Genomic DNA, 24,098 nt, shown 5'->3' with positions numbered 1-24,098 from the left:
CAACAGCTTGCCGCCGCCCACCGTCCGGCCGGATCGTCCCGGCCATGCCGGCGATGCAGCTGCACTCCGACCGCCTGTTCCCGCCCGACCCCGCCACCCGCGCGGTCGCCCGCGAGCTGTACGGCACGGTCCGGGACCTGCCGATCATCTCCCCGCACGGTCACGTGGACCCGCGGCTGCTCGCCGAGGACATCCCGTTCCCGGACCCGACCACGCTGCTGATCAGCCCGGACCACTACGTCACGCGGCTGCTGCACTCGGCGGGCGTGTCGCTCGCCGACCTCGGCGTCGACTCGCCCGACGGGCTCGACGAGGGCACCTCCCGCAAGGTCTGGCGGACGTTCTGCGAGCGCTGGCCGGTCTACCGCGGCACGCCGGTGCAGTACTGGTTCGAGGCCGAGCTCACCGAGATCTTCGGGGTCACCGAGCGGCCCGGCCCGGACACCGCCGACGCGATCTTCGACCGGATCGCCGGCGCGCTGGCCACCCCGGAGTTCCGGCCCCGGGCACTGTTCCGCCGGTTCGGCATCGAGGTGCTGGCCACCACCGACGACCCGGTCGACGACCTGCGCCACCACCGGGCGCTGCGCGACGACCCGACCTTCGACGGCCGGGTGATCCCCACCTTCCGCCCGGACCGCTACCTCGAACCGGCCGGCCTCGGCTGGACGAAGGCGGTCGCCGCGCTCGGTGCCGCGGCCGACACCGACACCGGGCACTACGACGGCTACCTCGAGGCCCTGCGCCGCCGCCGGCAGTACTTCGTCGACCACGGTGCGACCTCGGCCGACCACAGCCACGCCGACGTCCGGACCGATCCCCTGGACGAGGCCGCGGCGGCCTGGATCTACGACCGGGCGCTGCGCGGTGAGGCGACGGTCGAGGAGGCCACCGCGTTCCGCCGGCACATGCTGTTCATGATGGCCCGGATGTCCGTCGAGGACGGGCTGGTCATGACGCTGCACCCGGGCATCTGCCGCAACCATCACGGCCCGACCTTCCAGCGCTACGGCGCGGACCGCGGGGCCGACATCCCGACCGGCATCGAGCTCACCGAGGCGCTGCGCCCGCTGCTCGACCGGTTCGGGACGACGCCCGAGTTCCACCTGGTCCCGTTCACCACCGACGAGACGGTGTTCTCCCGCCAGCTCGCGCCGCTCGCCGGCTTCTACCCGTCGGTGTTCGTCGGGGCGCCGTGGTGGTTCCTGGACGCGCCCGAGGCGATCGGACGCTGGCGCTCGGCGGTCACCGAGACCGCCGGGTTCACCCGCAGCTCCGGGTTCATCGACGACACCCGCGCCTACTGCTCGATCCCGGCCCGGCACGACATGTCCCGGCGGCTGGACGCGGGCTACCTCGCCGAGCTCGTCGTGCGCCACCGGATCGCCGAGGACGAGGCCGCCGAGACGCTGCACGCGCTGGTGGTCGAGAACCCGCGGCGGGTGTTCAAGCTCTGATCGGTGCGTCGCCGTTCACGCCACGCCGAGCAGTCGGTGCGCGGTCACCCGGTCGGCGCGGAAGTCCGGTGTGGACACGTGATGCACGATCCGGCCCTTCGCCATCACCGCGATCTCGTCGCACACGGTGAAGGCGAGGTGCAGGTCCTGCTCGACGAGCAGCAGCGCCACACCCTCCGCGCGCAGCGTCGTCAGCAGCTCGGCGATCGTGTCGACCAGCGCCGGGGCGAGGCCGTCGGAGGGCTCGTCGAGCAGCAGCACGGACGGGCCGGTCAGCAGCGCGCGGGCGATCGCCAGCATCTGCTGCTCGCCACCGGAGAGCTGCCCGGCCTGCTGGCCGAGCCGCTCGCGCAGCCGGGGGAGCAGGTCGAGCACGGCGTCGACGGTCCAGCGCCGGTGCCGGTCGCGACCCCGGCCGCGCTCGGCCAGTGCGAGGGTCTCGGCGACGGTCAGCGGCGCCCAGATCCGCCGGCCCTGCGGGACGAGTGCGACCCCGGCGCGGGCGAGCAGGTCCGGGCGCAGGCCGGCGACGTCGCGGCCGTCGAGCAGCACTCGTCCCGAGGTGGGTGCGACCAGCCCCATCAGCGTCATGACCAGAGTGGACTTCCCGACGCCGTTACGCCCGAGCAGGGCCAGCGCGCCGCCGGGGCCGACCGAGAGGTCGACACCGTCGAGCACGGTGCTGCGGTCGTAGCCCGCGACGAGGTCCTGCACCGCCAGTGCGGTCATCCGGTGAACAGCTCCTCGCGTCGGGCGGTGCCCAGGTAGGCCTCGCGGACGGCGTCGCTCGCCCGGACCTCGTCCGGGGTGCCGGTCAGCAGGACCCGGCCCAGGTGCAGCACGGTGACCCGGTCGGCGAGGTCGAACACGAGATCCAGGTCGTGCTCGACGAACAGCACCGTCACCTCCGGCGGCAGGCCGGTGAGCAGGGTGAGCAGCCGGGCGCTCTCGGCAGGGGACATCCCGGCCGCGGGCTCGTCGAGCAGCAGTACCGCCGGGGAGCACGCCAGCGCGAGCGCCACCTCGAGCTGCTTGCGCTCGCCGTGCGAGAGCGCGGGCACCGGCTCCCCGGCGCGGTCGGCCAGACCGAGCCGGGTCAGCAGCTCGTCGGTGCGCGCGGTGACGTCGGGCTCCCGGTGCGGCCAGGGCCGCACGGCCCGGCCGGTGTGCCGGCGGACCGCGAGCGCGACGGTGCCGGCCACGGTGAAGGAGCCGAACAGGCTGGAGTGCTGCAGCGTCTGGCTCATGCCCCGCCGGCAGCGGCGCACCTCCGACAGCCCGGTCACGTCGTCCCCGTCGAGGTGCACGGTGCCGGTGTCCGGCCGCATCGTGCCGGTCAGCAGCCGGAACAGCGTGGACTTGCCGGCCCCGTTGGGTCCGATCAGCGCGTGCCGGGCGCCGGGGGCGACGCTCAAGTCCACACCGGACACGGCTTTCAACGCCCCGAAGGACCGGCCGAGACCGTGGCAGGAGAGTGCGCTCATGACCGTCTCCTTCGGACACGGAGGGACCCGATCCCCGCGGCACCGCGCGGGAGCAGGTAGACGACCAGCACGAACACGATCCCGAGCAACAGCTCGCCGTGCCCGCCGAGGCCCGGGCCGAGCGCGTCCCGGACCAGCACCACGATCGCCGCGCCGAGCACCGGTCCCCACAGCGATCCGGCGCCGCCGATCACCACGGCGAGCAGGACGAGCGCGGCGGTGGTGAAACCGACGTCGGCCGGGGTGACCAGCCGCTGCTGCGCGGCCAGCAGCGACCCCGCGGCACCGGCCACGGTGCCGGCGGCGACGAAGGCCGCGTACTTGTAGAGCGTCGTCGGGTAGCCGACCGCGCGCATCCGCGGCTCGTTGTCCCGGATGCCGCGCAGCGCCGTGCCGAACGGCGACCGGGCCAGCAACCAGACCGCCGCGAACATCACCAGGCCGACGGCCAGCACGTACCAGTAGAGGAACCCGGTGTTCGCCAGCGGCTCGCCGCCGAGCGCGGGGGCGGGGATGCCCGCCAGGCCGTCGGCGCCGCCGGTGACCGACTGCCAGCTGTGCGCGAGCTGGGCGAGGACCTCGCCGATGGCCAGGGTCAGCATGAGGAAGTACACCCCGGCCGAGCGCACCGCGACCCAGCCGGTGAGCGCGGCCGCGATCCCGCCGACCGCGGCGCCGACCAGCAGCGGCACCGGGATCGCCGCGGTGACGTGCAGCGAGACCCAGCCGGCGGCGTAGGCGCCCGCCCCGAAGTACGCCGCGTGCCCGAGCGAGGGCAGCCCGGTGATCCCGACCAGCAGGTCCAGGCTCACGGCGAGCAGGCCGAACACCAGCATCCGGGTCAGCGTGGTGGTGGCGTAGGGGGCGAGGAACAGCGGCGCGGCGGCGAGCACCAGCACGACGACGACGGCGATCGCCGGGCCGGGCCGCGGGAGGCGACGTGGTGGGGGAGACCCGTCCGCCCCCGCCGGGGGAGCTGCCGGCACGCGCCGGGACACCTCGGTCATCGGGACACCCCGACGCTCATCCGGATCAGGCCGCTCGCCGGCACGCGCCCGGTCATACCGCCGCTCCCGACCGGTGCCCGAACAGCCCCTGCGGCCGCAGGACCAGGACCAGCGCGAGCGCGCCGAACAGCACGAACGAGGCCAGGTCGGGCAGCAGCGCGCGGCCCAGCGACTCGACCTGCCCGATCAGCAGCGCGCCGACCAGTGCGCCCTTCACCGACCCGAGCCCGCCGATCACGACGACCACCAGCGCAAGGATCAGCACCGTCGAGTCCAGCCCCACGCTCGCCCCGTAGACCGGGCCGCCGAGCACCCCGGCGACCGTGGCGAGCAGGGACCCCGCAGCGAAGACGGCGATCTTCACCCGGCGGTTGTCGACCCCGACCGCCGCGACCATCTCCCGGTCGGCGACGGTCGCCCGGATCAGCGCCCCGACCGTCGTGCGCTCGACGAGCAGGTACACCCCGACCGCGACGACCGCGCCCAGTCCGATCAGGACCAGCCGGTAGGTGGGGTAGGCGGCGCCGAGCACCGACGTCGAACCGTCGAGGCCCGGCGGCGCGGGCACGGCCAGCGGGTCGTTGCCGAACACGATCTGCAGCACCTCGGCGACGATCAGCGCGACGCCGAGGGTGAGCAGCGCCTGGTCCAGGTGCGAGCGCCGGCGCAGCGGCTCGGTCATCGCCGACAGCGCCCCGCCGGCCACCAGCCCGATCACCGCGGCGAGCCCCAGCGCGCCGAGGAAGGTGCCCCAGGACGCCCCGCCGGCGGCCAGCGCCGCGGCGAGGTAGGCGCCGACCAGGAACAGCGCGCCGTGCGCGAGGTTGAGCACGTCCATCATCCCGAAGACCAGGGACAGCCCGACCGCCAGGATGAACAGCAGCGCGCCGATCGCCAGCCCGTTGAGGACGCTGACCAGGTTGGCGGCCACCCACCCGGTCATACCTGCGCCTGCGGGCCCAGGTCGGCGGTGACGGCGTTGCCGAGCTCGGGCGGGGTGCCCTCGACGGTCCGCAGGTACATCGTCTGCCGGGGGCTCTGGCCGTCGAAGGTCCACTCCCCGCGCGGGCTGTCCTGGATCGGGCCGATGCCGCCGAGCGCCTCGCCCAGCGCGTCGCCGTCCAGCGCGCCGGCCGCGGCGACCGCCCGGTCCAGCACCGCCGCGGCGTCGAAGGTGGACACCGAGTAGCAGGTCGGGAGGGCGTCGTCGTAGGCGCTGCGGTAGGCGTCGACGAACGCGCTGTTGGCCGGGTTGTCGAGCTGGTCGGTGTAGAACAGCGAGGTGCGGACACCGACGGCGGCCTCGGCCTGGGCGGCCAGCACCCCGCCCTCGGTCAGGAACCCCGAGCCGTAGAGCGGGACCGAGTCCTTGAGCCCGAACTGAGCGTACTGCTGCACGAACCGCACCGCCTCGGCGCCGGCGAAGAAGCAGAACACCGCGCCCGCCCCGGACTGCTGGATCTGGGACAGGAACGGCTGGTAGTCCTGCGTGGTGCCGAACGGGGGCGTCGCCTCGCCGGCGATCGTGCCCCCGGCGGCCTCGTAGGCGGCCCGGAACCCGGCCCGCACCTCGGTCCCGGCCGCGTAGTCCGGCGCGATCAGGAAGACCCCGCCCGGGATGTCCTGCTCGGCCAGGTACGGGCCCGCCGCGGCGGCGACCTGCGCGTTCTGGAACGACGTCCGCCAGACGTAGGGCGTGCGCGATGCGCCCGTGATGTCCGCCGCGCCGGCGTTGGCGACGACCAGGATCTTCCGCGCCTCGCTCATCAGCGGCGCGGCACCCAGTGCGGTCGCCGAGTTGACCAGCCCGACGACGACGTCGACCTGGTCGGACTGCAGGACCCGCTGCACCGCCGGGACGCCGGTCTGCGGGGTCTCGCCCTCGTCGGCGACGACCGTGGTGACCTCGCGCCCGCCGATCCGGTTGTCGTGCTGGGCGAGCCAGAGGTCCCAGCCGCGCTGCATGTCGACGCCCAGTGCGGCGTAGACGCCGGACTGCGGGATCACGAGCCCGACGCTGACCGGGCCGTCGGCGTCGCCGCCGTCCGTACCGGACGATCCGCCGCCGACGCTGCTCCCGCAGGCCGCGAGCGCGGGTGCGGCCGCGGCCGCACCGAACAGGCCGAGCAGGGTGCGCCGGGACAGGTGGTGGGCCTTGTACTCCGCCATCGGGATCGCTCCTCGTCGAACGATGTGGTGGGGCCGACGTACTACGACGGATTGTCGGAGGGCGCTGATCCTGTCGAATGACGCGAAAGGGTGTCAACCACCCGGGGCCGACCTCCGCTGCTCGCTCCGACCACTTTCGGGTGACCGGGCTTGACCGTGCCGCAACGGCACGGTGTGAGCTGATCCTCCCGGCCGCAGCGGCCGGGAGGGCGGAGTCGGCGCGATGACGGAGGACGGCGCGATGACGGGCACACAGCGGAACGTCCGGGCAGCCGGTGTCACGACCCCGGGCTGGCCGGAGATCGTCGTCGCGCTGGCCGTGCTGGCGGTCGTGGCGTACGGGGTCGGGTTCCTGCTGCGGCCGCTCGGCCTGGACCCGGTCGTCCACGGGTTGCTGCTGAGCGCGCTGTCCGGGGTCGCGGGGATCGCCGGTTTCCTGGCCGCGGTGCGGCTACGGGTGCGCTCGCTCGCCCCGTTCGGGCTGGTGCGGACCTCGGTGCGCTGGATGCTGCTCGGCGTCGCCGGCGGGGTGCTGACCTTCCTGCTGAGCCGGGTGTGGGGCGTCGTGATCTATGCGGCCGGGTGGCAGCCGGAGAACATCCAGCAGCCCTACACCGACGCGGGCAGCGCCGGGGTCTGGTCGGTGGTGGTGTCGCTGCTGCTGCTCGCCGTGCTCACCCCGATCGGCGAGGAGCTGACGTTCCGGGGCGTCGTGACCACCGCGCTGATGCGCTACGGCGCGGTCGTCGCCGTGGTCGGCAGCGCGGTGGTGTTCGCGCTCATGCACGGGATCAACGCGGTGTTCGTGACCGCGTTGATCGTCGGTCTGGTGACCGCGGAGATGCGTCGGCGCAGCGGGTCCGTGTGGCCCGGTGTGGCGGTGCACGTGGTGAACAACGCCCTGGCCCAGGCGATGGCCCTGCTGGTGGCCGCGGCCCTCTGAGCGCGTCAGCGCAGTGACAGCTGGGCGGCGAGCTCCACCCGGGACCGCAGCCCGAGCTTGCGCAGGATGTGCGAGATGTGGGTCTGCACCGTGCGCGGCGAGATGTAGAGCCGGGCGGCCACCTGCGGGCTGGTCAGCCCCTGCCCGACGAGCTCGGCGATCCGCAGCTCGGTCGGGGTCAGGCTCTCCCACCCCGAGGCGGGCCGCCGACGGCTCCCGCGCACGCCCTGGCGCAGGCCCGCCGCGCGGAGCCGGGCGGCGAGGCGCCGCTCGACCGTGACCGCGCCGACGGAGCCGGCGAGCGCGCCGCACTGCTCGGCGTGTGCGCGGGCGGTGGCGGCGTCCCCGCGGGCGGCGGCCAGGCAGGCGGCCTCCTCCCACCCCGCCGTCGCGCCGGGCACGTGGCCGAACCCGTGGAAGTCCCGGGCCGCCGCGGCGGCCTCGTCGGGGTCGCCGGCGGCCATCGCCGCGGTCAGCCGGGCGGCCGGTGCCGAGGCGCGGGCCCGGCCGAGCGGGACGGCCGCGGTGTCGCGCACGACGCGTGCGGCGAGCTCGGCGTCCCCGGCGGCGCGCGCGACCCGCAGCGTGTCCGGCCCGGCGAGCAGCGCCCACATCACGCGGCCGCTGTCGAGGGCGTCGCACCAGGCCCGGCGGGCGAGTTCGGCGGCCCGCTCCGGCTCGCCCCGGGCCTCGAGCAGCGCGACCTCGGCCTGGGTGACGTGCGGCAGCCCGAACTGCTCGGGCAGGGCGCGGGTGCGCCAGCGGCGCAGGATCGTCGCCGCCTCGTCCAGCTCGCCCCGGTGCACCGCGATCTGCAGCCGGGTCGCGGTCGTCGTCGAGGTCCACGCGGTGCCGGTGGCGTCCGCGGCCTCCAGCGCGGAGACGATCTCGGCCAGCGCGTCGTCCCAGGCCCCGGCCAGGAAGTTGATCCCCGCGGACACCGACTGGTGGAACGGCGTCAGCCAGAGCCGGCCGGTCTGCTGCGCCTCCCGCCGGGTACGCAGCGACAGCTCCCGGGCGCGGACCGGCCCCTCGGCGTGCAGCGCGAGGTAGGCGGGCCAGACCGGTGCGGTCGGGCTGTCCAGCCAGGGCCGCGACCGGTCCCGGGACCGCACCCGCGTCGCCTCGGTCGCGCGCCACCGGCCACGTTCCGGGTCGCCGGTGAGGAACAGCTCGATCGCGTCGCTGATCAGCCCGCTGCCGGTCTCCGCGGGCCGCGCGGGCGGCCCCTCCACGACTCCCCGGCCACCGAGCAGCCGGACCCAGCGGCGGAGATCGACGAGCTCCGCCCGCGCCCGACCGCTCCGGATCCGGGCGAGGCCGAGGTCGATCTCGTCCAGTGCCGCGTCGATCTGGGCGTCGCTGAGCAGGCAGAACAGCACGATGCTGCGCAGCGCCGTGCACACGCCGGGAGTGCGGGAGCGGGCCAGCCGCTCGCGGGCGACGCGCTCGGCGGCCTCGACCTGGCCGGTGATGGCCAGCGCGCCGGCCCGCTCGACCGCGACGTCGTCGGCCAGCGGTGAGTCGTCGTCGACGTGCCCGGCCGCCTCCGCGAGCAGGTCCGCCGCGTGCAACGGGGCGTGCTCCAGATCGGCCGCCGCGGCGAGCAGCGCGGCCGGCGCGTCCGGGCCCGCCGCGCGGGCGGTGTGCCGGGCGACGGTGAGCGGCCCGGCGCCCTGCCGTCGCGACGTCACGGCGCAGGCCGCGTGCAGCGCCCGCGCGACCGGCGGCTCGAGGTCGGCGAGCACGACGTCGCGGTAGAGGTCGTGGGAGAACGCGAGGCGGTCGTCGGCGGTCCAGCGCAGCACGCCCAGGCCGACGGCGAGCCGTGCCGGCTCGATCGGTGCGGCCGGTCCGGTGCCCTGCACGTCGGCCAGGGTCGCGACGTCCGCCGGGCCGCCCCAGGCCGCGAGGATCCGGACCAGGTCGCGCGCCGGTGCGTCCAGGGAGGCGAGCTGGGCGCGCAGCCCGGCCTCCACCGAGGCGGTGACGGCACCGTCGGCGGCGCGCACCTCGTCGTCGCACACCTGCAGCGCGCCCCGGCGGTCGAGGTCGTCGAGCACGGCCCGGATGCGCAGCGGGTTGCCGTCCGCGCCGAGCAGCAGCGCGCGCAGGCCGGGTGACGGTGGTGCGCCGCACCGGGTGCGGACGAGCTCGTCGACCGCGCTCCCGGTCAGGCCGAGCACCTCGATCTCGCACATCCCCGGGCGCCGGCCCAGCGCGGACAGCGCCGTGCGGTCCCCGACGCCGCGCCGTGCGAGGACGAGCGTGAGCGGCAGGTCGTCGGTGAGGTCGTGCAGCCGCGCCAGCACGTCGAGCGAGTCCGGGTCGCAGCGGTGGGCGTCGTCGACGCAGAGCACCAGCGGGGCCACCCGGCACAGCTGTTCGGCGGCCGCGACGATGTGGTCGCCGCTGTCGGGCCGCGGTGGATGCACGGGCTCGAGGCCGAGCAGGTCGGTGACGACGGCGAACGGCCGCACCTGCGCGGCGCTGCCGGTCCCGACCCGGCGGGTGTCCCGCCCGCCGGCTAGCAGCCGGCGTCCGAGGGCCTCCAGCGTGGTCGACTTCCCGATACCGGGGGCGCCGGTCAGGATCAGCCCGCGCGGACGGGTGGGGTCGTCGGCGACGACGAGGTCGACCAGGTCGGCCACCTGCCCGGCCCGCACGCGATCCCCCGACCACACCCGCGACGGACCGGCGACCACCCCGGCGATGGTAGGCGTCCGCGCCGGTCACGGCGTCGTGGTCGACATCTCGTCACCCGGACGGGAACGGCGTGGTCAGTTGACCGCGGACTCCCGCGGGTCCGCGGGGGTGCGCACGTGGCGGCCCACCGGGTCGACCCGGGTGGTGGTGTAGTGGTGCGCCCACACCGCGATCAGGCCGAACGCCGGCAGCAGGAGGTCGGACCAGAGGATCGCTCCGGAGTTGCCCGGAGCGTGGTTGCCGAAGACGACGAGCTGGTAGATGTGCCCGCCCGCGGCACCCCACAGGAACGGCGTGACGCCCAGGACGGCGGCGAGCTTGACCCCGATGTGCGCCCGGCGCGGGAACGCCAGGAACCCGACGAGCGCGAAGCCCAGGCTGGCGAAGGCGACCTCGAGCTGGAACGGGCTCTGCGGCCAGCCGATCACCGAGGCGGTGAAGTCGCCGAAGAAGCTGTGCAGCACGGCGTTGTAGGCGAAGCTGACGCCCACGCTGAAGAAGAGGAACCAGTCGAGCAGCGCGCCGGTGACCGTCGCCGCGGTCCGCTCCCGGCGGTGCACGGCGATGCTGATACCGGCCGCTACCAGCCCGACCACGAACAGCGTGACGGTGAAGTTCTCCAGCACGGAGGTGATGACAGCGGCGATCACGGGAGCCTCCGGGCATTCGACCGATCCATTGTGAGACAGTCACACCGCGGTCGGGTCTAAACATCCGCCAACCCGCGTACCCCGCGGAACGCGGACCGTTCCCGTCCGCGTTCCGCGGGAGGATCTCCGGACACCACCGACCACCGATCCTCCGGAGACACCGATGGCCCCGACCCGGCTCGGGCAGCGCGCGCTGGGCCGCGCCTCCCTCGCCCGTCAGCTCCTGCTCGACCGCTCCGACGCCGGGGTCGAGGCCGCGGTCGCGCACCTCTGCGGGCTGCAGGCCCAGGAGCCGCAGGAACCCTTCATCGGGCTGTGGTCGCGGCTGCGCGGGTTCGACCCGGAGGAGCTGTCCGGGCTGCTGACCGGACGCCGGGTGGTGCGCACGCACCTGATGCGCCGCACCGTCCACCTCCTCACCGCGGGCGACGCGCTGGCCTGGCGCGGCCGGCACGGCGCGATGCTCCGGCAGCGGGTGACCGGTGTCTACCGGCGGGAGCTCGACGGCGTCGACCTCGGTGCACTCGCCGAGGCCGGCGTGGCCCTGACCGACGACGGCGAGCCCCGCACGATGCCGGAGGTCGGCCGCGCGCTCGCCGCGCGGTGGCCCGACCCCGGTCCGCGTGCGCTGGGCGAGGCGGTCGTCGCCGCACTGGTCCCGATGGTCCAGATCCCGCCACGCGGACTGTGGGGCCGGACCGGCGGTGCCCGGCACGTCCCGCTGGCGTCGTGGCTGGGACGGCCGGCGGACCCGGTCGCCGCAGACGGCGACGATACCGCCGGGCGCGAGCTCGTCCGCCGCTACCTGGCCGCGTTCGGCCCGGCGGCCACCGCCGACCTGCGCGCCTGGTGCGGTCTCGCCGGGCTGCCCGCCGCGGTGGCGGCCGTCCGTGACGAGCTGGTCGCGTTCACCGACGACCGCGACCGCGAACTGCTGGACCTGCCCGACGCACCGCGGCCGGACCCCGACACCCCGGCGCCGGTCCGGTTCCTGCCCGCCTTCGACAACGCGATCCTCGGCTACGACGACCGCAGCCGGATCGTCGACGACGCGCACCGCGGCCTGTCCGTCGCGGGCGAACGTGCGGTCCTGCTCGGCGGCCGGGTCGGTGCGACCTGGACCGTCGAGGACGGCACCGTGGTCGTCCACCCGCTGCGCCGGTTCACCCGGGCCGACCGGACCGCCGTCGCCGAGGAGGGGCGGGAGCTCGCCGCCTTCCTGTCCGGCGGGGCGCGCCGGCGGGTCCGGGTCGCGGCCTCCCCGCGCTGAGGTCTCCGGCTCAGGAGGCCCGGGCCAGCGGGCAGCCGCCCAGCGTGCGGTGGAACGTGACGGTCGTGCCGTCCGGTCCAGGCTCGACGGTGACGTCCTCGGCACAGGCCCGGATCATGCCGAGGCCGCGCCCACGGAACCCGTTGTCCGCGCGCGGTTCGCGCCAGGCCCCGCGGTCCGAGACGACCATCCGCACCCGCACGCTGGTGCACCCCGGGCCGCCGGCTCCCTCGACCTCCGCGTGCAGCGTGACGGTGCCGGGCCGGTGGGCGGCGTAGGCGTGCTCGATGCTGTTCGACACCGCTTCGTTGACCGCGATCACCAGGTCGTCGGCCGTCGCGCACGGGACGTCGCCCCCGCAGAGCGCGGCGAGCCACCGCACGGTCTCCCGGCGGGACCGCCCGGCTGCGCCCGGTTCGGCGGGCAGCTCGACGTGAAGGTGCGAGGACATGCGCAGGTGATACCCCGTCGGGCGGTTCCCGACTCATTCCGAGTGACACCGATGCGTGATTCCGCCCCTACGGTGCCGTTCGACATGCGGGTGCGCAGACGTGGGCCTACCGTCGGAGGCGATGAGAGTCGATCATCGTCCGCCCGGGTGGCGGCATGCCTGAGGTGACGCGCGACACCGGGGAGGACCCGGGGGCGGGCGACGAGTACGCGCACCTCGACGCGCCGTTGCGCGATTTCGCCGCCACCGACCCGGACGATCCGGAGCGGGCGCGGCTGCGCGACGAGCTCGCGGCCGGGTTCGCGCCCGTCGTGCGGCACATCGCGGGCCGCTACCGGCACCGTGGCGAGCCCGTCGACGACCTGGAGCAGGTCGGCGCGATCGGGCTGCTGAACGCGCTCGACCGGTACGACCCCGCACACGGCATCCCGTTCCTGGCCTACGCCGTCCCGACGATCACCGGGGAGGTCCGCCGCTACTTCCGTGACCGGACCTGGTCGATGCGGGTGCCGCGACGGCTGAAGGACATCCAGTCCCGGATGACCCGGGCCCAGGAGGAGCTGTCGTCCCGGCTCGGTCGCGCGCCGCGGGTCTCCGAGCTGGCCGAGCACCTCGGGATCACCCGCGACGAGGTCATCGAGGGACTGCAGGCGCAGGAGTCCTACCGGTCCGACTCGCTGGACCAGATGGTCGGCGAGAGCGACAGCACCCTCGGCGAGATCGTCGGCGGCATCGACGCCGGGCTCGACGCCGTCGAGGCGCGGGAGTCGCTGCGCCCCGCGCTGCGCCGGCTGCCCGAGCGCGAACGCACCATCCTGATGCTGCGCTTCTTCGGCAACCAGACCCAGACCCAGATCGCCACCCAGGTGGGGCTGTCCCAGATGCACGTGTCCCGGCTGCTGACCCGCACCCTCGGTGCGCTGCGCGAGGACCTCGCCGACGGCGGCGGCGCCGGCCGGGCCGATCCGTCCGGTGTCTCCTCGGACGCCTGCTGACCCCTCGGCGAGTCCACTCCGGACACGTGACGTGTGCGGCGTTTCGCGATCGGCGGACGGGGAACCCTCCCGTGTTCCGCACTCGTCACCGTCCGTTCACCGGGCGTCCGGCGGTGCCACGTCGACATGTTCCGCGCGGACATCGGGCCGTCGCCGATCCGGCCGGGGCCGGGATCTCGTTCCCGGGCTCGGCCGGTGCACCGGCGCGCCGGGTCCGGGCGAAGAAGGGGAGGGCCGTACATGGCCACCAAGAAGAAGGCCTCCGCGACCGCGGCAGGGGCCGCGACCGGCCGGGGAGCCGCCGTGCAGGTGCTCGACGCCGCCGCCGCCCGGATCGAGGACGCTGCCGACCGCGCCGAGAAGGCCGCCCAGCGGGTGGAGCGCGCCGCCGGCGTCGAGAGCGTCGAGGGTGCCGGGAAGGGGTCGACGTCCGTGAAGGACGCCACGAACTCGAAGAACGCCAAGAACTCGAAGAACGCCAAGAACTCCACGGGCTCGAAGGACTCGAAGAAGAAGTCCCGCAAGGCCGAGGAGAAGGAGGCCGAGCAGGCCGTCCGCGCCGCCCGCAAGGCGGAGAAGAAGGCCGAGGTCGAGGCCGAGAAGCTGCGGAAGCAGCAGAAGAAGGCGGCGAAGGCCGAGAAGAAGGCGGCCAAGGACGCCAAGGCCGCCCGCCAGGAGAAGGTCGCCACCCGCGACCGGGCGGAGAAGGCCGAGCGCAAGGCCGCGAAGCTCGCGAAGAAGCAGGTCGTCGCGGGCCGCCCGGGCAGCGGGGTCGGCACCCCGGAGACCAGCCCGGAGCAGCAGGCCGCGCGCCGCCGCGAGGCCGAGGAGCAGGCCGCGCGGATCGCCGACGCCGTCGAGCACAAGGCGACCGCCGACCAGCCGGTCGAGGTGCACCACACCGACGGCGTCCGCACCTGATCCCACCGCTCCACGGCCCGGCGCCGCATCCTCCGCCGCCGCACCGCGTTCGCCGCGGCGGGCGGCACGGGGTGCGGCGCCGTCGTCGTGTGCGTGGTGGAACGGTTGCACGGCAAAGGGGGTGGGCGAGAGGGTGACGCCATGAACGGCGCCGCTCCCGATCCGGCCTGCGAGCCGGACCTGACGCTCCCCAATCCCGCGCGGGTCTACGACCACATGCTCGGGGGAGCGCACAACTTCGCCGCCGACCGCGCCTTCGCCGCCCGCATCCTGGAGGCGCTGCCCGGAGCCCGGGACGCCGCGGTCGCCAACCGCTCGTTCGTGCACCGCGCGGTCCGAGCGTGTCTGGAACTGGGCTGCCGGCAGTTCCTCGACCTCGGTTCCGGCATCCCGACCGCGGAGCCGGTCCACACCATCGCGCACCGCCACGACCCGGCCGCCCGGGTCGCCTACGTCGACATCGAACCGGTCGCGGTGTCGATCTCGCGTTCGGTGCTCGACGGCGTCGAGGGCGCCACGATCACCGCCGCCGACCTGTGCGACCCGGAGGCGGTGCTGGCCGCCCCCGGCGTCGCCGGCCTGCTCGACCCGCAGCAGCCGACCGCGGTGCTGGCGGCGTCGGTGCTGCACTTCGTGCCCGACGACGACCTGCTGGCCGCGCTCCTCGCGCGCTACTGCGACGCCGTCGGGCCGGGCAGCATGCTGGTGATCTCGCACGGCAGCACTGACCAGGACGACCCGGCCGTCGGCGAGGAGATGGCGATGCTGGAACGGTTCACGAAGGAGTCCGCGCAGCCCGCGACCTCCCGCGACCGGGACACGCTGCGCCGGCTGACCGCGCGGCTGGACCTGATCGAGCCCGGTCTGGTCGACGTCACCCGCTGGCGGCCCGACGACCCGGCCGAACCCGGACGTGAGGTCGGGATGTACGCGCTCGTCGGGCGGATCCGGCCCTCGTCCTCGTAGGACGGGGCGCTAGTCGCGGTGGACGGCCGGTCGCTTCTCGGTGAACGCCGCGACGGCCTCGCGCAGGTCTGCCGAGATCAGCGCACCGGCGTTCCACGTCGCGATCTGCTCCAGGCCGTCGGCGACCGAGTGGTCGCGGGCGTAGGTGATCGCGTGCTTGGTGCCCCGCAACGCCAGCGGTGACTTCGCCGCGAGATCGGCGGCGAGCCCGGACACCGCGGCCTCGAGTGCGTCCGCGTCCGGGTGCACCCCGTTGACCAGCCGCAGCGACGCCGCCTCGTTCCCGGACACCGGGCGGCAGGTGTAGGCCAGCTCCCGGGCGACGCCCTCGCCGACGATCCGCGGCAGCCGCTGCAGCACGCCGACGTCGGCGGCCAGGCCCATGTCGACCTCCTTCAGCACGAACGACGCGTCGGCGGTGGCGTGGCGCAGGTCGCAGGCCACCGCGAGGTCCAGGCCCGCGCCGACGCACGCCCCCTGCACCGCGGCGATCACCGGCACCCGGCAGCGCTCGACGGCGGTCAGGCAGTCCTGCAGGTCGAGAATCGTGCGGCGCAGCCGGTCCGCGCCGTGCCCGGGGGAGGGGTCGGCGGCGGTCGCCTCGAGCCCGGCGAGCATCGAGACGTCGATCCCGGAACAGAAGTGCCGGCCGTTGCCGCTGATCACGACCACCCGGACGGCCGGGTCGGCGTCCAGGGCGCGCATCGTGTCGCGCAGCGCGAACCACATCGGCTCGTGCAGCGCGTTCGCCGCCGCCGGGCGGTTCAGCCGCACCCGGGCGACCCCGCCGGTCACCTCGACGACGATGTCCTCGACCGCGCTGTCCTGGCTCATCCGCGTGCACTCCCTCGGGTCGTCCGCCGGTCTCCCGCGCCGGAGGTTACCGCGCGGTAACCGCGGATGGCGACACCGGCGGACCGGGCGGACCAGCCGTCGTCCTACCCTCGCCGGATGCCCGACCTGACCAGCACCGCCAACCCCCGCGTCAAGGCACTGGTCCGGCTGCGCACCCGGCGGCACCGGGACGCCGCCGGGGTCACGGTGATCGAGGGACACGACGAGCTGTCGCTGGCCCTCGACGCCGGCGTCGCGGTCACCGAGGTGTACTGGGCGCCCGACCTGGCGCGCGACCCCGCGCTGCTGGACCGGATGCCGGGGGCCCGGGTGACGTCGGTGAGCCGGGACGTGTTCGCCCGGATCGCCTACCGCGAGTCGCCGGACGGCTGGCTGGCCGTCGCGCCCGCGCCGGGGCGGCCGCTCGAGGTACTGGAGCTGCGCCCGGACGCGCTGGTGCTGGTCGCCGAGGGCGTCGAGAAGCCCGGCAACGTCGGCGCGATGCTGCGCACCGCCGAGGCCTGCGGGGTGGACGCCGTGGTCACCGCGACCGCGGACCGGGCGGGCACCGACTTCGCCAACCCGAACGTCGTCCGCGCCTCGAAGGGCACCGTGTTCGCGGTGCCGGTGGCCTCGGCGTCGTCGGCGCAGGTGCGCGACTGGTTGCGGGCCCGCGGGGTGCGGATCGTCGTCACCACCCCGGACGGGACGACGGAGCTGGGCCGGGCCGACCTGACCGGCCCGACCGCCGTGGTGATCGGGACCGAGGCGACCGGCGTCACCGGCCTGTGGCTGGGCGCCGCCGACGAGACCGTCGTCATCCCGATGCGGGGCACGGTCAACTCGCTGAACGCCTCGATCGCCGCCGCGGTGACGCTCTACGAGGCGACCCGGCAGCGCTCGCGTACGTCGGCGGGATGACGCCCCGGCCCCGCCGCGCTGCGTAGCCTGCAGCGATGCCGAACCCGCGCGACGTCCTCGTCGCCCTCGCGGTGGCCGCGGCCGCGGTCGTGGGGGCGCTGCTCGCCGACCCGGCCGCGCGCCCGCTGCTGCCGTGGGGTGTGGCACTGATCGGTGTCGCGGCGGTGCTGCTGTGCTGGCGGTCGCGGTATCCGGTGCCGGTGCTGGCCGCGGTGATGGTCCCCACCGCCCTCTACTACTGGCTCGGTCATCCGGACGGCCCCGCCGCGCTGCTGGTGGCCGTGGCCGTGTACACGGTGGCGAGCCGGGTCTCGTGGCGCCGGGCCGTGGTGGCCGGGCTCGCGGTGGTCGTGGCCTGGACCGGGTCGGAGGCACTGATCACGGCGCAACGGGACGGTCTGTCCTACCTGGACCACTGGTCGTGGATCGTCGCCACCGTCGCCTCCGGGGTGGCGGTCGGGGCGCTGCGCCGGTCGGCCGAGGTGTCCGCCGAGCGCGCCGAGGAACGGCTGGCGCGCCGCGTGGAGCAGGAGCGGCTGCGGATCGCCCGGGACGTGCACGACGTCGTCTCGCACAGCCTGTCGATGATCGTGGTGCAGGCCGGGGTCGGGGCGCACGTCGCCGCGCGCCGGCCGGAGGAGGCGGTGGCCGCGCTGGAGCGGATCCGGGACGCCGGCACCGACGCCCTGCGCGAGCTGCGCGGCACCCTGGCGCTGCTGCGGTCTCCGGAGGACCCCGACCCGGTCCCCGGTGGGGGGATCGATCGGCTCGACGAGGTCGTCCGGGCCGCGCGCGCCGCGGGCGTCGAGGTGACCGTCTCCGGCGCGGCCGGGGAGCTGTCGCCGGAGGTGGGCCGGACCGCGTTCGGGATCGTCCGGGAGGCGGTGACCAACACCGTCCGGCACGCGCCCGGGGCCGCCGCGGTGGCGGTGTCGTTCGCCCGCGACGGCGGCCTGCTGCGGATCCGGGTGGCCGACGACGGCTCTCCCGGCCGGCGCCGCTCCCCGGTGGGGGAGCCGGACGACGGACCGGGCGCATGCGCCGGCGATCGGGCCCCGGCCTCCCCCGGGGCGCCGCGGGACGGCACGCGGGGCCGACCGGACGGCCAGGGTCTGCGGGGGATCGCCGAACGCACCCTGGCCCTCGGCGGTCACCTCACCGCCGGCCCCGGCACCACCGGCTGGACGGTCACCGCCACCCTCCCACCCCACGCGACCACCCCCACCACCCCCGATCTCCCCGTGGACGCGCACGATTCCGCGCGACGCTCACGCGATCGCACGAGCGTGGCCGGGTCCGGTGAGCGTCTGCGTCGAGGGGGTGTGGTGTGAGCGTGCGGGTGCTGCTGGTCGACGACCAGCCGCTGATCCGGACCGGGCTGCGGGTGCTGCTGGAGACCGAGGACGGCTACGCGGTGGCCGGGGAGGCCGGCGACGGCGACGACGCCGTCCGGCAGGTCCGGGAACACCGGCCGGACATCGTGCTGATGGACGTCCGGATGCCCGGTACCGACGGCCTCGACGCGCTCGAGGCGATCACCGCCGACCCGGCGCTGTCCGGCACCCGGGTGATCGTGCTGACCACCTTCGACCTCGACGAGTACGTCTACCGGGCGCTGCGGTCCGGGGCGAGCGGCTTCCTGCTCAAGGACACCGACCCGGCGTCGCTGCTGCGCGCGATCGACCTCGTACACGCCGGGGAGGCGCTGCTCGCACCGTCGGTGACCCGCCGGTTGATCACCGAGTTCGCCCGCCGCCCGCCCGTCCCGCCCGGCCCCGCGCACGCCCGGCTGGCGGTGCTGACGGCGCGCGAGCGGGAGGTGCTCGGCCTCGTCGGGCGCGGGTACACCAACGGTGAGATCGCGTCCGAGCTGGTGATCAGCCCGGCCACGGCGCGCACGCACGTCGGGCGGCTGCTGACCAAACTGGACGCCCGGGACCGGGTGCAGCTGGTGGTGCTGGCCCACGAGACCGGCCTGGTCCCGGCCCGGTACCCCTGACCCCGGCGGATCCCGCACCCCGGCGCGGATCCCGCACCGACTTCAGCCGGTGCGACGTCGTGCGACGGGGTGCGTGGTCGTCACGGCGGCGCGGCGGACCCCGGGAGTGCGGCGGCCGGACCCCGATGCGGTGCCCGGGGGGATACGTCGGCGCGCGTAGCGGCGGGTGACGTCATCGTGGGGACGCGCCGGCACCGGGGTCCCGGCGACGCTGCTACCCATGATCCGAACGCTCACCCGGCGCGGCTTCCTGGCCGCCGCCGCGGCCACGACGGGCGGGGTGCTGCTCGGCGGGTGCGCGGGTGTCCCGGCGTCGGCACCGCGTCCGCCGGCGCCGTCCCGGTCGCTGGCGATCCCGCCGCTCGCACCGTCGGTGTCGGACGCCGGGGTGCGGGTGTTCACCCTGACCGCCGCCCCGGGGACGAGCACCTTCCTGCCCGGGACGCACACGCCCACCTGGGGTTACGGCCTCCCGTTCGGCGGGCCCACGATCCGCGCCGTCCGCGGCGAGCGGGTCCGGGTGCACGTCACCAACCGGCTGCCGGAGACCAGCACCACGCACTGGCACGGGATGCGGCTGCCCGCCGTGCACGACGGCGGCCCGCACTCCCCGATCGTGCCGGGAGCCACCTGGAGTCCGGAGTGGACGATCGAGCAGCCGGCCGCCACGCTCTGGTACCACCCGCACCCGCACGGCGCCACCGAGCGGCACGTGCACCGCGGGCTGCACGGCCTGTTCCTCGTCGACGACCCCGGCGGACCGGCGACGACCGGGCTGCCGCACCGGTACGGCGTCGACGACGTCCCCGTCGTCGTCACCGACCGTTCCTTCACCGCCGACGGCGGGTTCGACGGGTCCCGCCGTGCCGCGCACGGCCTGGTCGGGGACACCCTGCTGGTCAACGGCACCGTCCGTCCGTACCTCGACGTGGCCACGGCGCGGATCCGGCTGCGGCTGGTCAACGCCTCGCCGACCCGCAGCTACCGCTTCGCCCGTTCCGACGAGCGTCCGCTGGTCCTCGTCGCGGGGGACACCGGGCTGCTCGCCGCGCCCAGGGCGGTGCCCGGCGTGCAGCTCACGCCGGGAGAGCGGGCCGAGGTGCTGCTCGACCTCGACCCCGGCACACCGGTGACGCTGCGCTCGCTCCCGCAGGACCTCGGCGCGGTCTCCGGTACCGAGCGCACCATCGGTGCCCACGACACGCTCGACGTGCTCGAGATCCGCCCGGCCGCCGACCTCGAGCCCGCGCCGCCGCTGCCCGCGGAGCTCCCGCACGAGCCGGGGCCGGACCCCGCGGCGGCGACCGCCACCCGGCGGTTCGAGCTGGTCAACAACCGGATCAACGGCCGGGAGATGGACATGGGCCGGGTCGACGAGGTCGTCGAGGCCGGGGCGACCGAGATCTGGGAGCTGGTCAACGTGCACTCCCCGGCCGCACAACCTGCACGTGCACGACGCCCGCGGTCAGGTCGTCGAGGCGGCCGGCCGGGCGGTGCCGGTGGCCGAGCGGGTCTGGTCCGACACCGTGTACGTCCCGCCGCGGACCACGGTCCGGGTCGTGCTGCGGTTCGGCAGGCACGCCGACCCGGCGACGCCGTTCATGTACCACTGCCACCTGCTGTACCACGAGGACCAGGGGATGATGGGCCAGTTCGTGCTCGTGCCACCGGGGACACCGCCGTCGTCCGTGCCCCGCGCCCTCGCCGCCGGAGCGCACGGCAGCCACGGAGCGCACGGTGGCCACGGAGCGCACGGTGGCTGACGGGATGCGGGTGCTGGCCGCGGCGCCGTTCCGGGCGTGGGCGGTGCTGCACGGGGTGATGGTGCTGGCCCAGCTCGGGCTGGCGGGCGGGTTGCTCGACGCCGCCGTCGGGGCGCTGGAGTGGCACGGCGGGCTCGGCGGGTCGCTGATCATGGTCGCGCTGGTGCAGGCGGTCCTCGCCGTCGTGGCGAGCTGGCCGGGCCGGATGCCCGTCTGGCCGATCGTGGTCAGCGTCGTGCTGGTGGTCGCCGACACCGCACAGGTGGCGATCGGTCACCTGGGGCTGCTGACGGTGCACGTCCCGCTCGGGGTCACGATCGTCGCCGCCCAGCTCGCGGTCACGGTGCGGGCGCTGCTCCCGGCCCGGCGGGTCCGCGTGGCCGAGGCGTCGGTCCCCGCCCGCCACGGGTGACGCTCGCCCCCGGCGCGGATCCCGGGTCGTCGCGGACCTCGCACCCCGGACGGGGACGGCGCACCGGCTGTAGTCGGTGCGAGACCGGCGCCGGGGTGCGAGACCAGGCACGGGGTGCGTCGGCGGGCCGGGGCTCACCGCGCGGGGTGGTCCCGGGTCCGGCGCTCAGGCGGCGAGGGCCAGGTCCCGGCGGTGCTCGGTGCGCTCCATCCGGACGGCCACGGCGAGCGCGGCCAGGCCCATCAGCGGCAGCACGGTCGCGACCGCGGCCGGTGCGGTCCAGCCCCACCCCGCGGCCAGCACCACGCCGCCCAGCGCCGCGCCGATCGCGTTCGAGACGTTGAACGCGGCGTGGTGCAGGGCCGCGCCCAGCGTCGGGCCCTCCCGTCCGGCGTCCATCAGCCGGGTGGCGAGCGCCGGCGTCGTCGCCGTGGTGGTGAAGGCCAGCGCGAACAGCGCGACCAGCGCGGTGACCGCCGACGCCGCCGTCAGCGCGAACACCGCCATCGCCACCGTCGCCGAGCCGAGGCCGGCCGCGATCGTCCGGACCGGGGCGATCTCGGCGAGCCTGCCGCCGACCTGGTTGCCCAGCGTCATGCCGATGCCGAACACGGCCAGCGCGAGCGGCACCGCGGACTCGGCCAGCCCGGACACCTCGGTCAGCACCGGGGTGATGTAGCTGTAGACGGCGAACGACCCGCCGAACCCGGTCGCGATCACCGCCATCGTGATCCACACCTGGCCGCGGCGCAGCGCCGAGAGCTCGCCGACGATCGAGCCCCGCTGCTCGGACCGGACGTCGGGCACCAGCCACCAGACGGCGGCCATCGTGACCAGCGAGATCGCCGCGACCGCGACGTAGGCGGCCGGCCATCCCGCGGACTGGCCGAGCCAGGTCGCGCCCGGGACACCGACCACGTTGGCGATCATCAGGCCGCTCATCACCGTCGCGATCGCGCGGGGTCGCCGCTCGCGCGGGACCAGTGAGGCCGCGAGTACCGAGGCGGTGCCGAAGTAGGCGCCGTGCGGTAGCCCGGCGAGGAACCGGGTCGCGACGAACGCGCCGAAGGTCGGGGCGAACGCCGAGGCGAGGTTGGCGAGTGCGAGGGCCGCGGCCAGGGCGAGGATCAGCCGCTTGCGCGGCCAGCGGGCGCCGAGCACGGCCAGGGCCGGCGCGCCGACGACGACGCCGAGCGCGTAGGCGCTGATGGCCGTGCCGGCCTCGGGGACCGACGCCCCGAGGTCGGCGGCGAAGGCCGGGAGGAGCCCCATCGAGGCGAACTCGGTGGTGCCGATGGCGAGCCCGCCGAGCGCCATCGCGAAGAGCGCCGGGCCGGGGCCGCGGGTGGTCCGTTCGTGGGTGGTCGAGCTCGTCGCTGAGCGGGTGGCAGAGTGCGGGAGTCGGTCAGCGAACTTTTTCATCGTGAGGCGAGGATAATGAGCAGCAGGTCGGAGGTGTCAAATCCCTCGGCGCCGATGTCCGGCACGTCACTCGACGAGCCCCCCGGACGGGCCGAGACCGACCGGTGGCGGGCGACCGCGGAGCTGCTCGCCGAGGTCCGTCGTGAGCCCGGCCGGACCCGGGTCGAGCTGGCCAGGGCCCTGCGGCTGGCCAGCGGGTCGGCCACCGAGATCACCGCCCGGCTGCGCGAGCTGGGCTGGGTGGCCGAGGAGCGCGCGCCGTGCGGGGGCCGGGGCCGGCCGACCACCCGCGTCGTCCCGTCGCCCGGGGGGCCGGTGGTGGTCGCCCTCGACGTCCGGTTCGAGGGCTGGCGCGCCGGGGTGGCCGGGTTGGACGGGGTCCCGGTCGCCGTCCGTGCCGGCCGGCACGCCCGCCGGGACCCGGACGCCGTCGTGCGGGAGCTGGACGCCGTCGTCGCCGAGCTGGTCGCGGCACACCCGGGACCGGTCGTCGCGGCCGGGATCGGGGTCGCGGCCACCGTGCTCGACGAGCATCTCGCGCAGGGCGGCGGGCAGGGCTGGAGCCCGCTGGACGTCCGCCGGATCGGGTCCGGGCAGGGGCTGCCGGTCCTGGTCGGCAACGACGCGACGCTGGCCGGTGTGGCCGAGGCCCGGGACGGGGCCGCCGCCGGCGCCGGTACCGCGCTGTTCCTGACCGTGGAGGTCGGCATCGGCGGCGCGCTGCTGCTGCACGGGCGGGCCCAGGCGGGGTCCCGCGGCGCGGCCGGTGAGTTCGGGCACCTCCCGTTCGGAGCTCCGGACGCGGAGTGCGCCTGCGGGGCCCGCGGGTGCTGGACCACCTCGGTCGACGGCCGGGCGCTGGCCCGGATGCTCGGCGAGCCGGAGCCCGACGACCCGTACACGCACGCCCGGGACGTCCTGGACCGGGCCGCCGGGGGCGACACCGCCGCGGCCGGCGCCGTCGCCTCCGCCGCGGCCGCGCTGGCACGCGGGGTCGCCGGCCTGGTCAACGCGCACGACCCGGAGGTCGTCGTGCTCGCCGGGCTCGGGCCCGCCCTGCGTGCGAGTGCGCCGGAGGGCTTCGCGCACGCCTGCGACGCCGGGCTGATGGCGTTCCGCCGTGCCGTGCCGCCGCCGGTGCGGGACGACGAGCACGGCGCCGACGGCGTCCTGCGGGGCGCCGCGGCGATCGCCCTCGACCACGCCACGTCGCCGGCCGGTCTGGCGGCCCGCGACGCCGCGACGCGAACCTGACACGCCGCAACGGTCATATCCCGATGAATGTCACGATCGGGCGTTCAGAATCGTTCCACACGCTGCGCCGCGATCGACTCGGCGGTACTTTCCTCCCACATTCGTGGAGGGGAGATTCAATCATGATCATTCTCGGACTGATCCTGCTGCTCATCGGCTGGCTGGCCGGCATCAACATTCTGTACACGATCGGCGGCATCCTGATCGTCGTCGGTCTCGTGCTGCTGGTCCTGGGGCGCATCGGGCGTCCGGTCGGAGGACGGAAAGTCTGGTTCTGACCAGGCCGGTAGCGCCGGCGGGGCGATGATCCGCCGGCTCTGACGCGACCGGCCGGCCGGGTGTCGAGAGGGGGGGGGGGGGGGGGGGGGGGGGGCCCCCCGCCGACGACCGGTCCACGACGGGTCCCCGGCCGGCCGCGCCCGCCCCGTCCGCCGGCCTGTCCGGCGAGCTCGCCCGGGTCGTCGAGCTGACCAA

23 protein-coding genes and 1 pseudogene are annotated in these 24,098 nt (G+C 75.5%); 14 read left to right on the top strand and 10 right to left on the bottom strand.

The annotated features are described in order from the left end of the window. Positions 1-44 precede the first annotated feature (44 nt). Positions 45-1,457: a glucuronate isomerase gene (gene uxaC / locus WIS52_RS13055; RefSeq protein ID WP_349298479.1), complete on the top strand. Its 1,413-nt coding sequence runs from the start codon at positions 45-47 to the stop codon at positions 1,455-1,457. A 15-nt stretch (positions 1,458-1,472) separates the two neighbouring features. Here the strand turns inward: uxaC and WIS52_RS13050 are convergent, their stop codons facing one another. The 5 genes from WIS52_RS13050 to WIS52_RS13030 are packed head-to-tail and all read right to left on the bottom strand — an operon-like array spanning position 1,473 to position 6,117. Beyond that, positions 1,473-2,186 (bottom strand): ABC transporter ATP-binding protein, encoded by a 714-nt coding sequence (locus WIS52_RS13050; protein WP_349298478.1) that lies wholly within the window; start codon positions 2,184-2,186, stop codon positions 1,473-1,475. Continuing rightward, entirely contained in the window at positions 2,183-2,941 is a 759-nt protein-coding gene (locus tag WIS52_RS13045) for an ABC transporter ATP-binding protein (RefSeq protein WP_349298477.1), read from the bottom strand. The genes WIS52_RS13050 and WIS52_RS13045 overlap by 4 nt, the downstream gene beginning before the upstream one ends. Continuing rightward, positions 2,938-3,948, bottom strand: a complete 1,011-nt coding sequence (locus tag WIS52_RS13040) for a branched-chain amino acid ABC transporter permease (RefSeq protein WP_349298476.1) — start codon at positions 3,946-3,948, stop codon at positions 2,938-2,940. The genes WIS52_RS13045 and WIS52_RS13040 overlap by 4 nt, the downstream gene beginning before the upstream one ends. 52 nt (positions 3,949-4,000) lie before the next feature. Further along, positions 4,001-4,891, bottom strand: coding sequence for a branched-chain amino acid ABC transporter permease (locus WIS52_RS13035; RefSeq protein WP_349298475.1), 891 nt, complete (start codon positions 4,889-4,891; stop codon positions 4,001-4,003). After that, positions 4,888-6,117 carry an ABC transporter substrate-binding protein gene (locus WIS52_RS13030; RefSeq protein ID WP_349298474.1) on the bottom strand — a complete coding sequence of 410 codons (1,230 nt, stop codon included), beginning with the start codon at positions 6,115-6,117 and terminating at the stop codon, positions 4,888-4,890. Before WIS52_RS13030 ends, WIS52_RS13035 begins: the two co-directional genes overlap by 4 nt. 241 nt (positions 6,118-6,358) lie before the next feature. Here WIS52_RS13030 and WIS52_RS13025 point away from each other — a divergent pair, with 241 nt between their 5' ends. Then, positions 6,359-7,060, top strand: a complete 702-nt coding sequence (locus tag WIS52_RS13025) for a CPBP family intramembrane glutamic endopeptidase (protein WP_349298473.1) — start codon at positions 6,359-6,361, stop codon at positions 7,058-7,060. A gap of 5 nt (positions 7,061-7,065) precedes the next feature. Here the strand turns inward: WIS52_RS13025 and WIS52_RS13020 are convergent, their stop codons facing one another. Beyond that, positions 7,066-9,765: a helix-turn-helix transcriptional regulator gene (locus tag WIS52_RS13020; RefSeq protein ID WP_349298472.1), complete on the bottom strand. Its 2,700-nt coding sequence runs from the start codon at positions 9,763-9,765 to the stop codon at positions 7,066-7,068. Between the two features lie 75 nt (positions 9,766-9,840). Next, positions 9,841-10,416 carry a DUF6790 family protein gene (locus tag WIS52_RS13015; protein WP_349298471.1) on the bottom strand — a complete coding sequence of 192 codons (576 nt, stop codon included), beginning with the start codon at positions 10,414-10,416 and terminating at the stop codon, positions 9,841-9,843. A gap of 163 nt (positions 10,417-10,579) precedes the next feature. On the opposite strand from WIS52_RS13015, the gene WIS52_RS13010 reads away from it, so the two are divergent. Beyond that, entirely contained in the window at positions 10,580-11,686 is a 1,107-nt protein-coding gene (locus WIS52_RS13010) for a winged helix DNA-binding domain-containing protein (protein WP_349298470.1), read from the top strand. A gap of 10 nt (positions 11,687-11,696) precedes the next feature. On the opposite strand, the gene WIS52_RS13005 is transcribed toward WIS52_RS13010, so the two are convergent. Next, positions 11,697-12,137 (bottom strand): ATP-binding protein, encoded by a 441-nt coding sequence (locus WIS52_RS13005; protein WP_349298469.1) that lies wholly within the window; start codon positions 12,135-12,137, stop codon positions 11,697-11,699. A gap of 155 nt (positions 12,138-12,292) precedes the next feature. On the opposite strand from WIS52_RS13005, the gene WIS52_RS13000 reads away from it, so the two are divergent. From WIS52_RS13000 to WIS52_RS12990, 3 genes are all read left to right on the top strand, one after another. Then, the gene (locus WIS52_RS13000) at positions 12,293-13,132 is read left to right on the top strand and encodes a SigB/SigF/SigG family RNA polymerase sigma factor (RefSeq protein WP_349298468.1); all 840 of its coding nucleotides are present in this window, start codon (positions 12,293-12,295) and stop codon (positions 13,130-13,132) included. A 240-nt stretch (positions 13,133-13,372) separates the two neighbouring features. Next, positions 13,373-14,053 carry a hypothetical protein gene (locus tag WIS52_RS12995; protein WP_349298467.1) on the top strand — a complete coding sequence of 227 codons (681 nt, stop codon included), beginning with the start codon at positions 13,373-13,375 and terminating at the stop codon, positions 14,051-14,053. A 141-nt stretch (positions 14,054-14,194) separates the two neighbouring features. Next, positions 14,195-15,019: an SAM-dependent methyltransferase gene (locus WIS52_RS12990; protein WP_349298466.1), complete on the top strand. Its 825-nt coding sequence runs from the start codon at positions 14,195-14,197 to the stop codon at positions 15,017-15,019. 9 nt (positions 15,020-15,028) lie between these two features. Here the strand turns inward: WIS52_RS12990 and WIS52_RS12985 are convergent, their stop codons facing one another. Continuing rightward, a complete protein-coding gene (locus tag WIS52_RS12985; protein ID WP_349298465.1) occupies positions 15,029-15,853 on the bottom strand; it encodes a crotonase/enoyl-CoA hydratase family protein in 825 nt (274 codons plus the stop codon). Positions 15,854-15,970: 117 nt separating this feature from the next. Between WIS52_RS12985 and WIS52_RS12980 the strand changes: the two genes are divergently transcribed. From WIS52_RS12980 to WIS52_RS12955, 6 genes and pseudogenes are all read left to right on the top strand, one after another. Then, entirely contained in the window at positions 15,971-16,774 is an 804-nt protein-coding gene (locus tag WIS52_RS12980; protein WP_349298464.1) for a TrmH family RNA methyltransferase, read from the top strand. Between the two features lie 35 nt (positions 16,775-16,809). Beyond that, positions 16,810-18,105 carry a sensor histidine kinase gene (locus WIS52_RS12975; protein ID WP_349298463.1) on the top strand — a complete coding sequence of 432 codons (1,296 nt, stop codon included), beginning with the start codon at positions 16,810-16,812 and terminating at the stop codon, positions 18,103-18,105. Continuing rightward, the gene (locus tag WIS52_RS12970) at positions 18,102-18,773 is read left to right on the top strand and encodes a response regulator transcription factor (RefSeq protein WP_349298462.1); all 672 of its coding nucleotides are present in this window, start codon (positions 18,102-18,104) and stop codon (positions 18,771-18,773) included. Before WIS52_RS12975 ends, WIS52_RS12970 begins: the two co-directional genes overlap by 4 nt. A 220-nt stretch (positions 18,774-18,993) precedes the next feature. Then, positions 18,994-19,467 (top strand): annotated as a pseudogene (locus WIS52_RS12965) (multicopper oxidase domain-containing protein); the annotation flags it as partial. A 496-nt stretch (positions 19,468-19,963) separates the two neighbouring features. Beyond that, positions 19,964-20,536 (top strand): multicopper oxidase domain-containing protein, encoded by a 573-nt coding sequence (locus WIS52_RS12960; RefSeq protein WP_349298903.1) that lies wholly within the window; start codon positions 19,964-19,966, stop codon positions 20,534-20,536. Next, on the top strand, positions 20,529-20,948 hold the full coding sequence (locus WIS52_RS12955) for a hypothetical protein (protein ID WP_349298461.1): 420 nt from the start codon (positions 20,529-20,531) through the stop codon (positions 20,946-20,948). Before WIS52_RS12960 ends, WIS52_RS12955 begins: the two co-directional genes overlap by 8 nt. A 165-nt stretch (positions 20,949-21,113) precedes the next feature. Here the strand turns inward: WIS52_RS12955 and WIS52_RS12950 are convergent, their stop codons facing one another. Further along, complete coding sequence (locus WIS52_RS12950) at positions 21,114-22,370, bottom strand: MFS transporter (protein WP_349298460.1); 1,257 nt, start codon at positions 22,368-22,370, stop codon at positions 21,114-21,116. 54 nt (positions 22,371-22,424) lie between these two features. Between WIS52_RS12950 and WIS52_RS12945 the strand changes: the two genes are divergently transcribed. Both WIS52_RS12945 and WIS52_RS12940 read left to right on the top strand, forming a co-directional pair. Further along, a complete protein-coding gene (locus tag WIS52_RS12945; protein ID WP_349298459.1) occupies positions 22,425-23,624 on the top strand; it encodes an ROK family transcriptional regulator in 1,200 nt (399 codons plus the stop codon). A gap of 122 nt (positions 23,625-23,746) precedes the next feature. Beyond that, entirely contained in the window at positions 23,747-23,902 is a 156-nt protein-coding gene (locus WIS52_RS12940) for a hypothetical protein (RefSeq protein ID WP_349298458.1), read from the top strand. Positions 23,903-24,098: the final 196 nt, after the last annotated feature.

Origin of the sequence: Pseudonocardia nematodicida, from assembly GCF_040105385.1 — a bacterium.
Taxonomy (GTDB): domain Bacteria; phylum Actinomycetota; class Actinomycetes; order Mycobacteriales; family Pseudonocardiaceae; genus Pseudonocardia; species Pseudonocardia nematodicida.
This window is presented reverse-complemented; position numbering and strand designations above follow the sequence as displayed.

Bases quoted from the DNA above. Each gene is read 5' to 3' on its own strand.
- WIS52_RS12950 (WP_349298460.1), bottom strand. From the start codon at position 22,370: ATGAAAAAGTTCGCTGACCGACTCCCGCACTCTGCCACCCGCTCAGCG.
- WIS52_RS12990 (WP_349298466.1), top strand. From the start codon at position 14,195: ATGAACGGCGCCGCTCCCGATCCGGCCTGCGAGCCGGACCTGACGCTC.
- WIS52_RS13000 (WP_349298468.1), top strand. From the start codon at position 12,293: ATGCCTGAGGTGACGCGCGACACCGGGGAGGACCCGGGGGCGGGCGAC.
- WIS52_RS12980 (WP_349298464.1), top strand. From the start codon at position 15,971: ATGCCCGACCTGACCAGCACCGCCAACCCCCGCGTCAAGGCACTGGTC.
- WIS52_RS12985 (WP_349298465.1), bottom strand. From the start codon at position 15,853: ATGAGCCAGGACAGCGCGGTCGAGGACATCGTCGTCGAGGTGACCGGC.
- WIS52_RS13030 (WP_349298474.1), bottom strand. From the start codon at position 6,117: ATGGCGGAGTACAAGGCCCACCACCTGTCCCGGCGCACCCTGCTCGGC.
- WIS52_RS12995 (WP_349298467.1), top strand. From the start codon at position 13,373: ATGGCCACCAAGAAGAAGGCCTCCGCGACCGCGGCAGGGGCCGCGACC.
- WIS52_RS13010 (WP_349298470.1), top strand. From the start codon at position 10,580: ATGGCCCCGACCCGGCTCGGGCAGCGCGCGCTGGGCCGCGCCTCCCTC.
- WIS52_RS13035 (WP_349298475.1), bottom strand. From the start codon at position 4,891: ATGACCGGGTGGGTGGCCGCCAACCTGGTCAGCGTCCTCAACGGGCTG.
- WIS52_RS13040 (WP_349298476.1), bottom strand. From the start codon at position 3,948: ATGACCGAGGTGTCCCGGCGCGTGCCGGCAGCTCCCCCGGCGGGGGCG.
- WIS52_RS12940 (WP_349298458.1), top strand. From the start codon at position 23,747: ATGATCATTCTCGGACTGATCCTGCTGCTCATCGGCTGGCTGGCCGGC.
- WIS52_RS13025 (WP_349298473.1), top strand. From the start codon at position 6,359: ATGACGGGCACACAGCGGAACGTCCGGGCAGCCGGTGTCACGACCCCG.
- WIS52_RS12945 (WP_349298459.1), top strand. From the start codon at position 22,425: ATGTCCGGCACGTCACTCGACGAGCCCCCCGGACGGGCCGAGACCGAC.
- WIS52_RS13050 (WP_349298478.1), bottom strand. From the start codon at position 2,186: ATGACCGCACTGGCGGTGCAGGACCTCGTCGCGGGCTACGACCGCAGC.
- WIS52_RS13005 (WP_349298469.1), bottom strand. From the start codon at position 12,137: ATGTCCTCGCACCTTCACGTCGAGCTGCCCGCCGAACCGGGCGCAGCC.
- WIS52_RS12975 (WP_349298463.1), top strand. From the start codon at position 16,810: ATGCCGAACCCGCGCGACGTCCTCGTCGCCCTCGCGGTGGCCGCGGCC.
- WIS52_RS13045 (WP_349298477.1), bottom strand. From the start codon at position 2,941: ATGAGCGCACTCTCCTGCCACGGTCTCGGCCGGTCCTTCGGGGCGTTG.
- uxaC (WP_349298479.1), top strand. From the start codon at position 45: ATGCCGGCGATGCAGCTGCACTCCGACCGCCTGTTCCCGCCCGACCCC.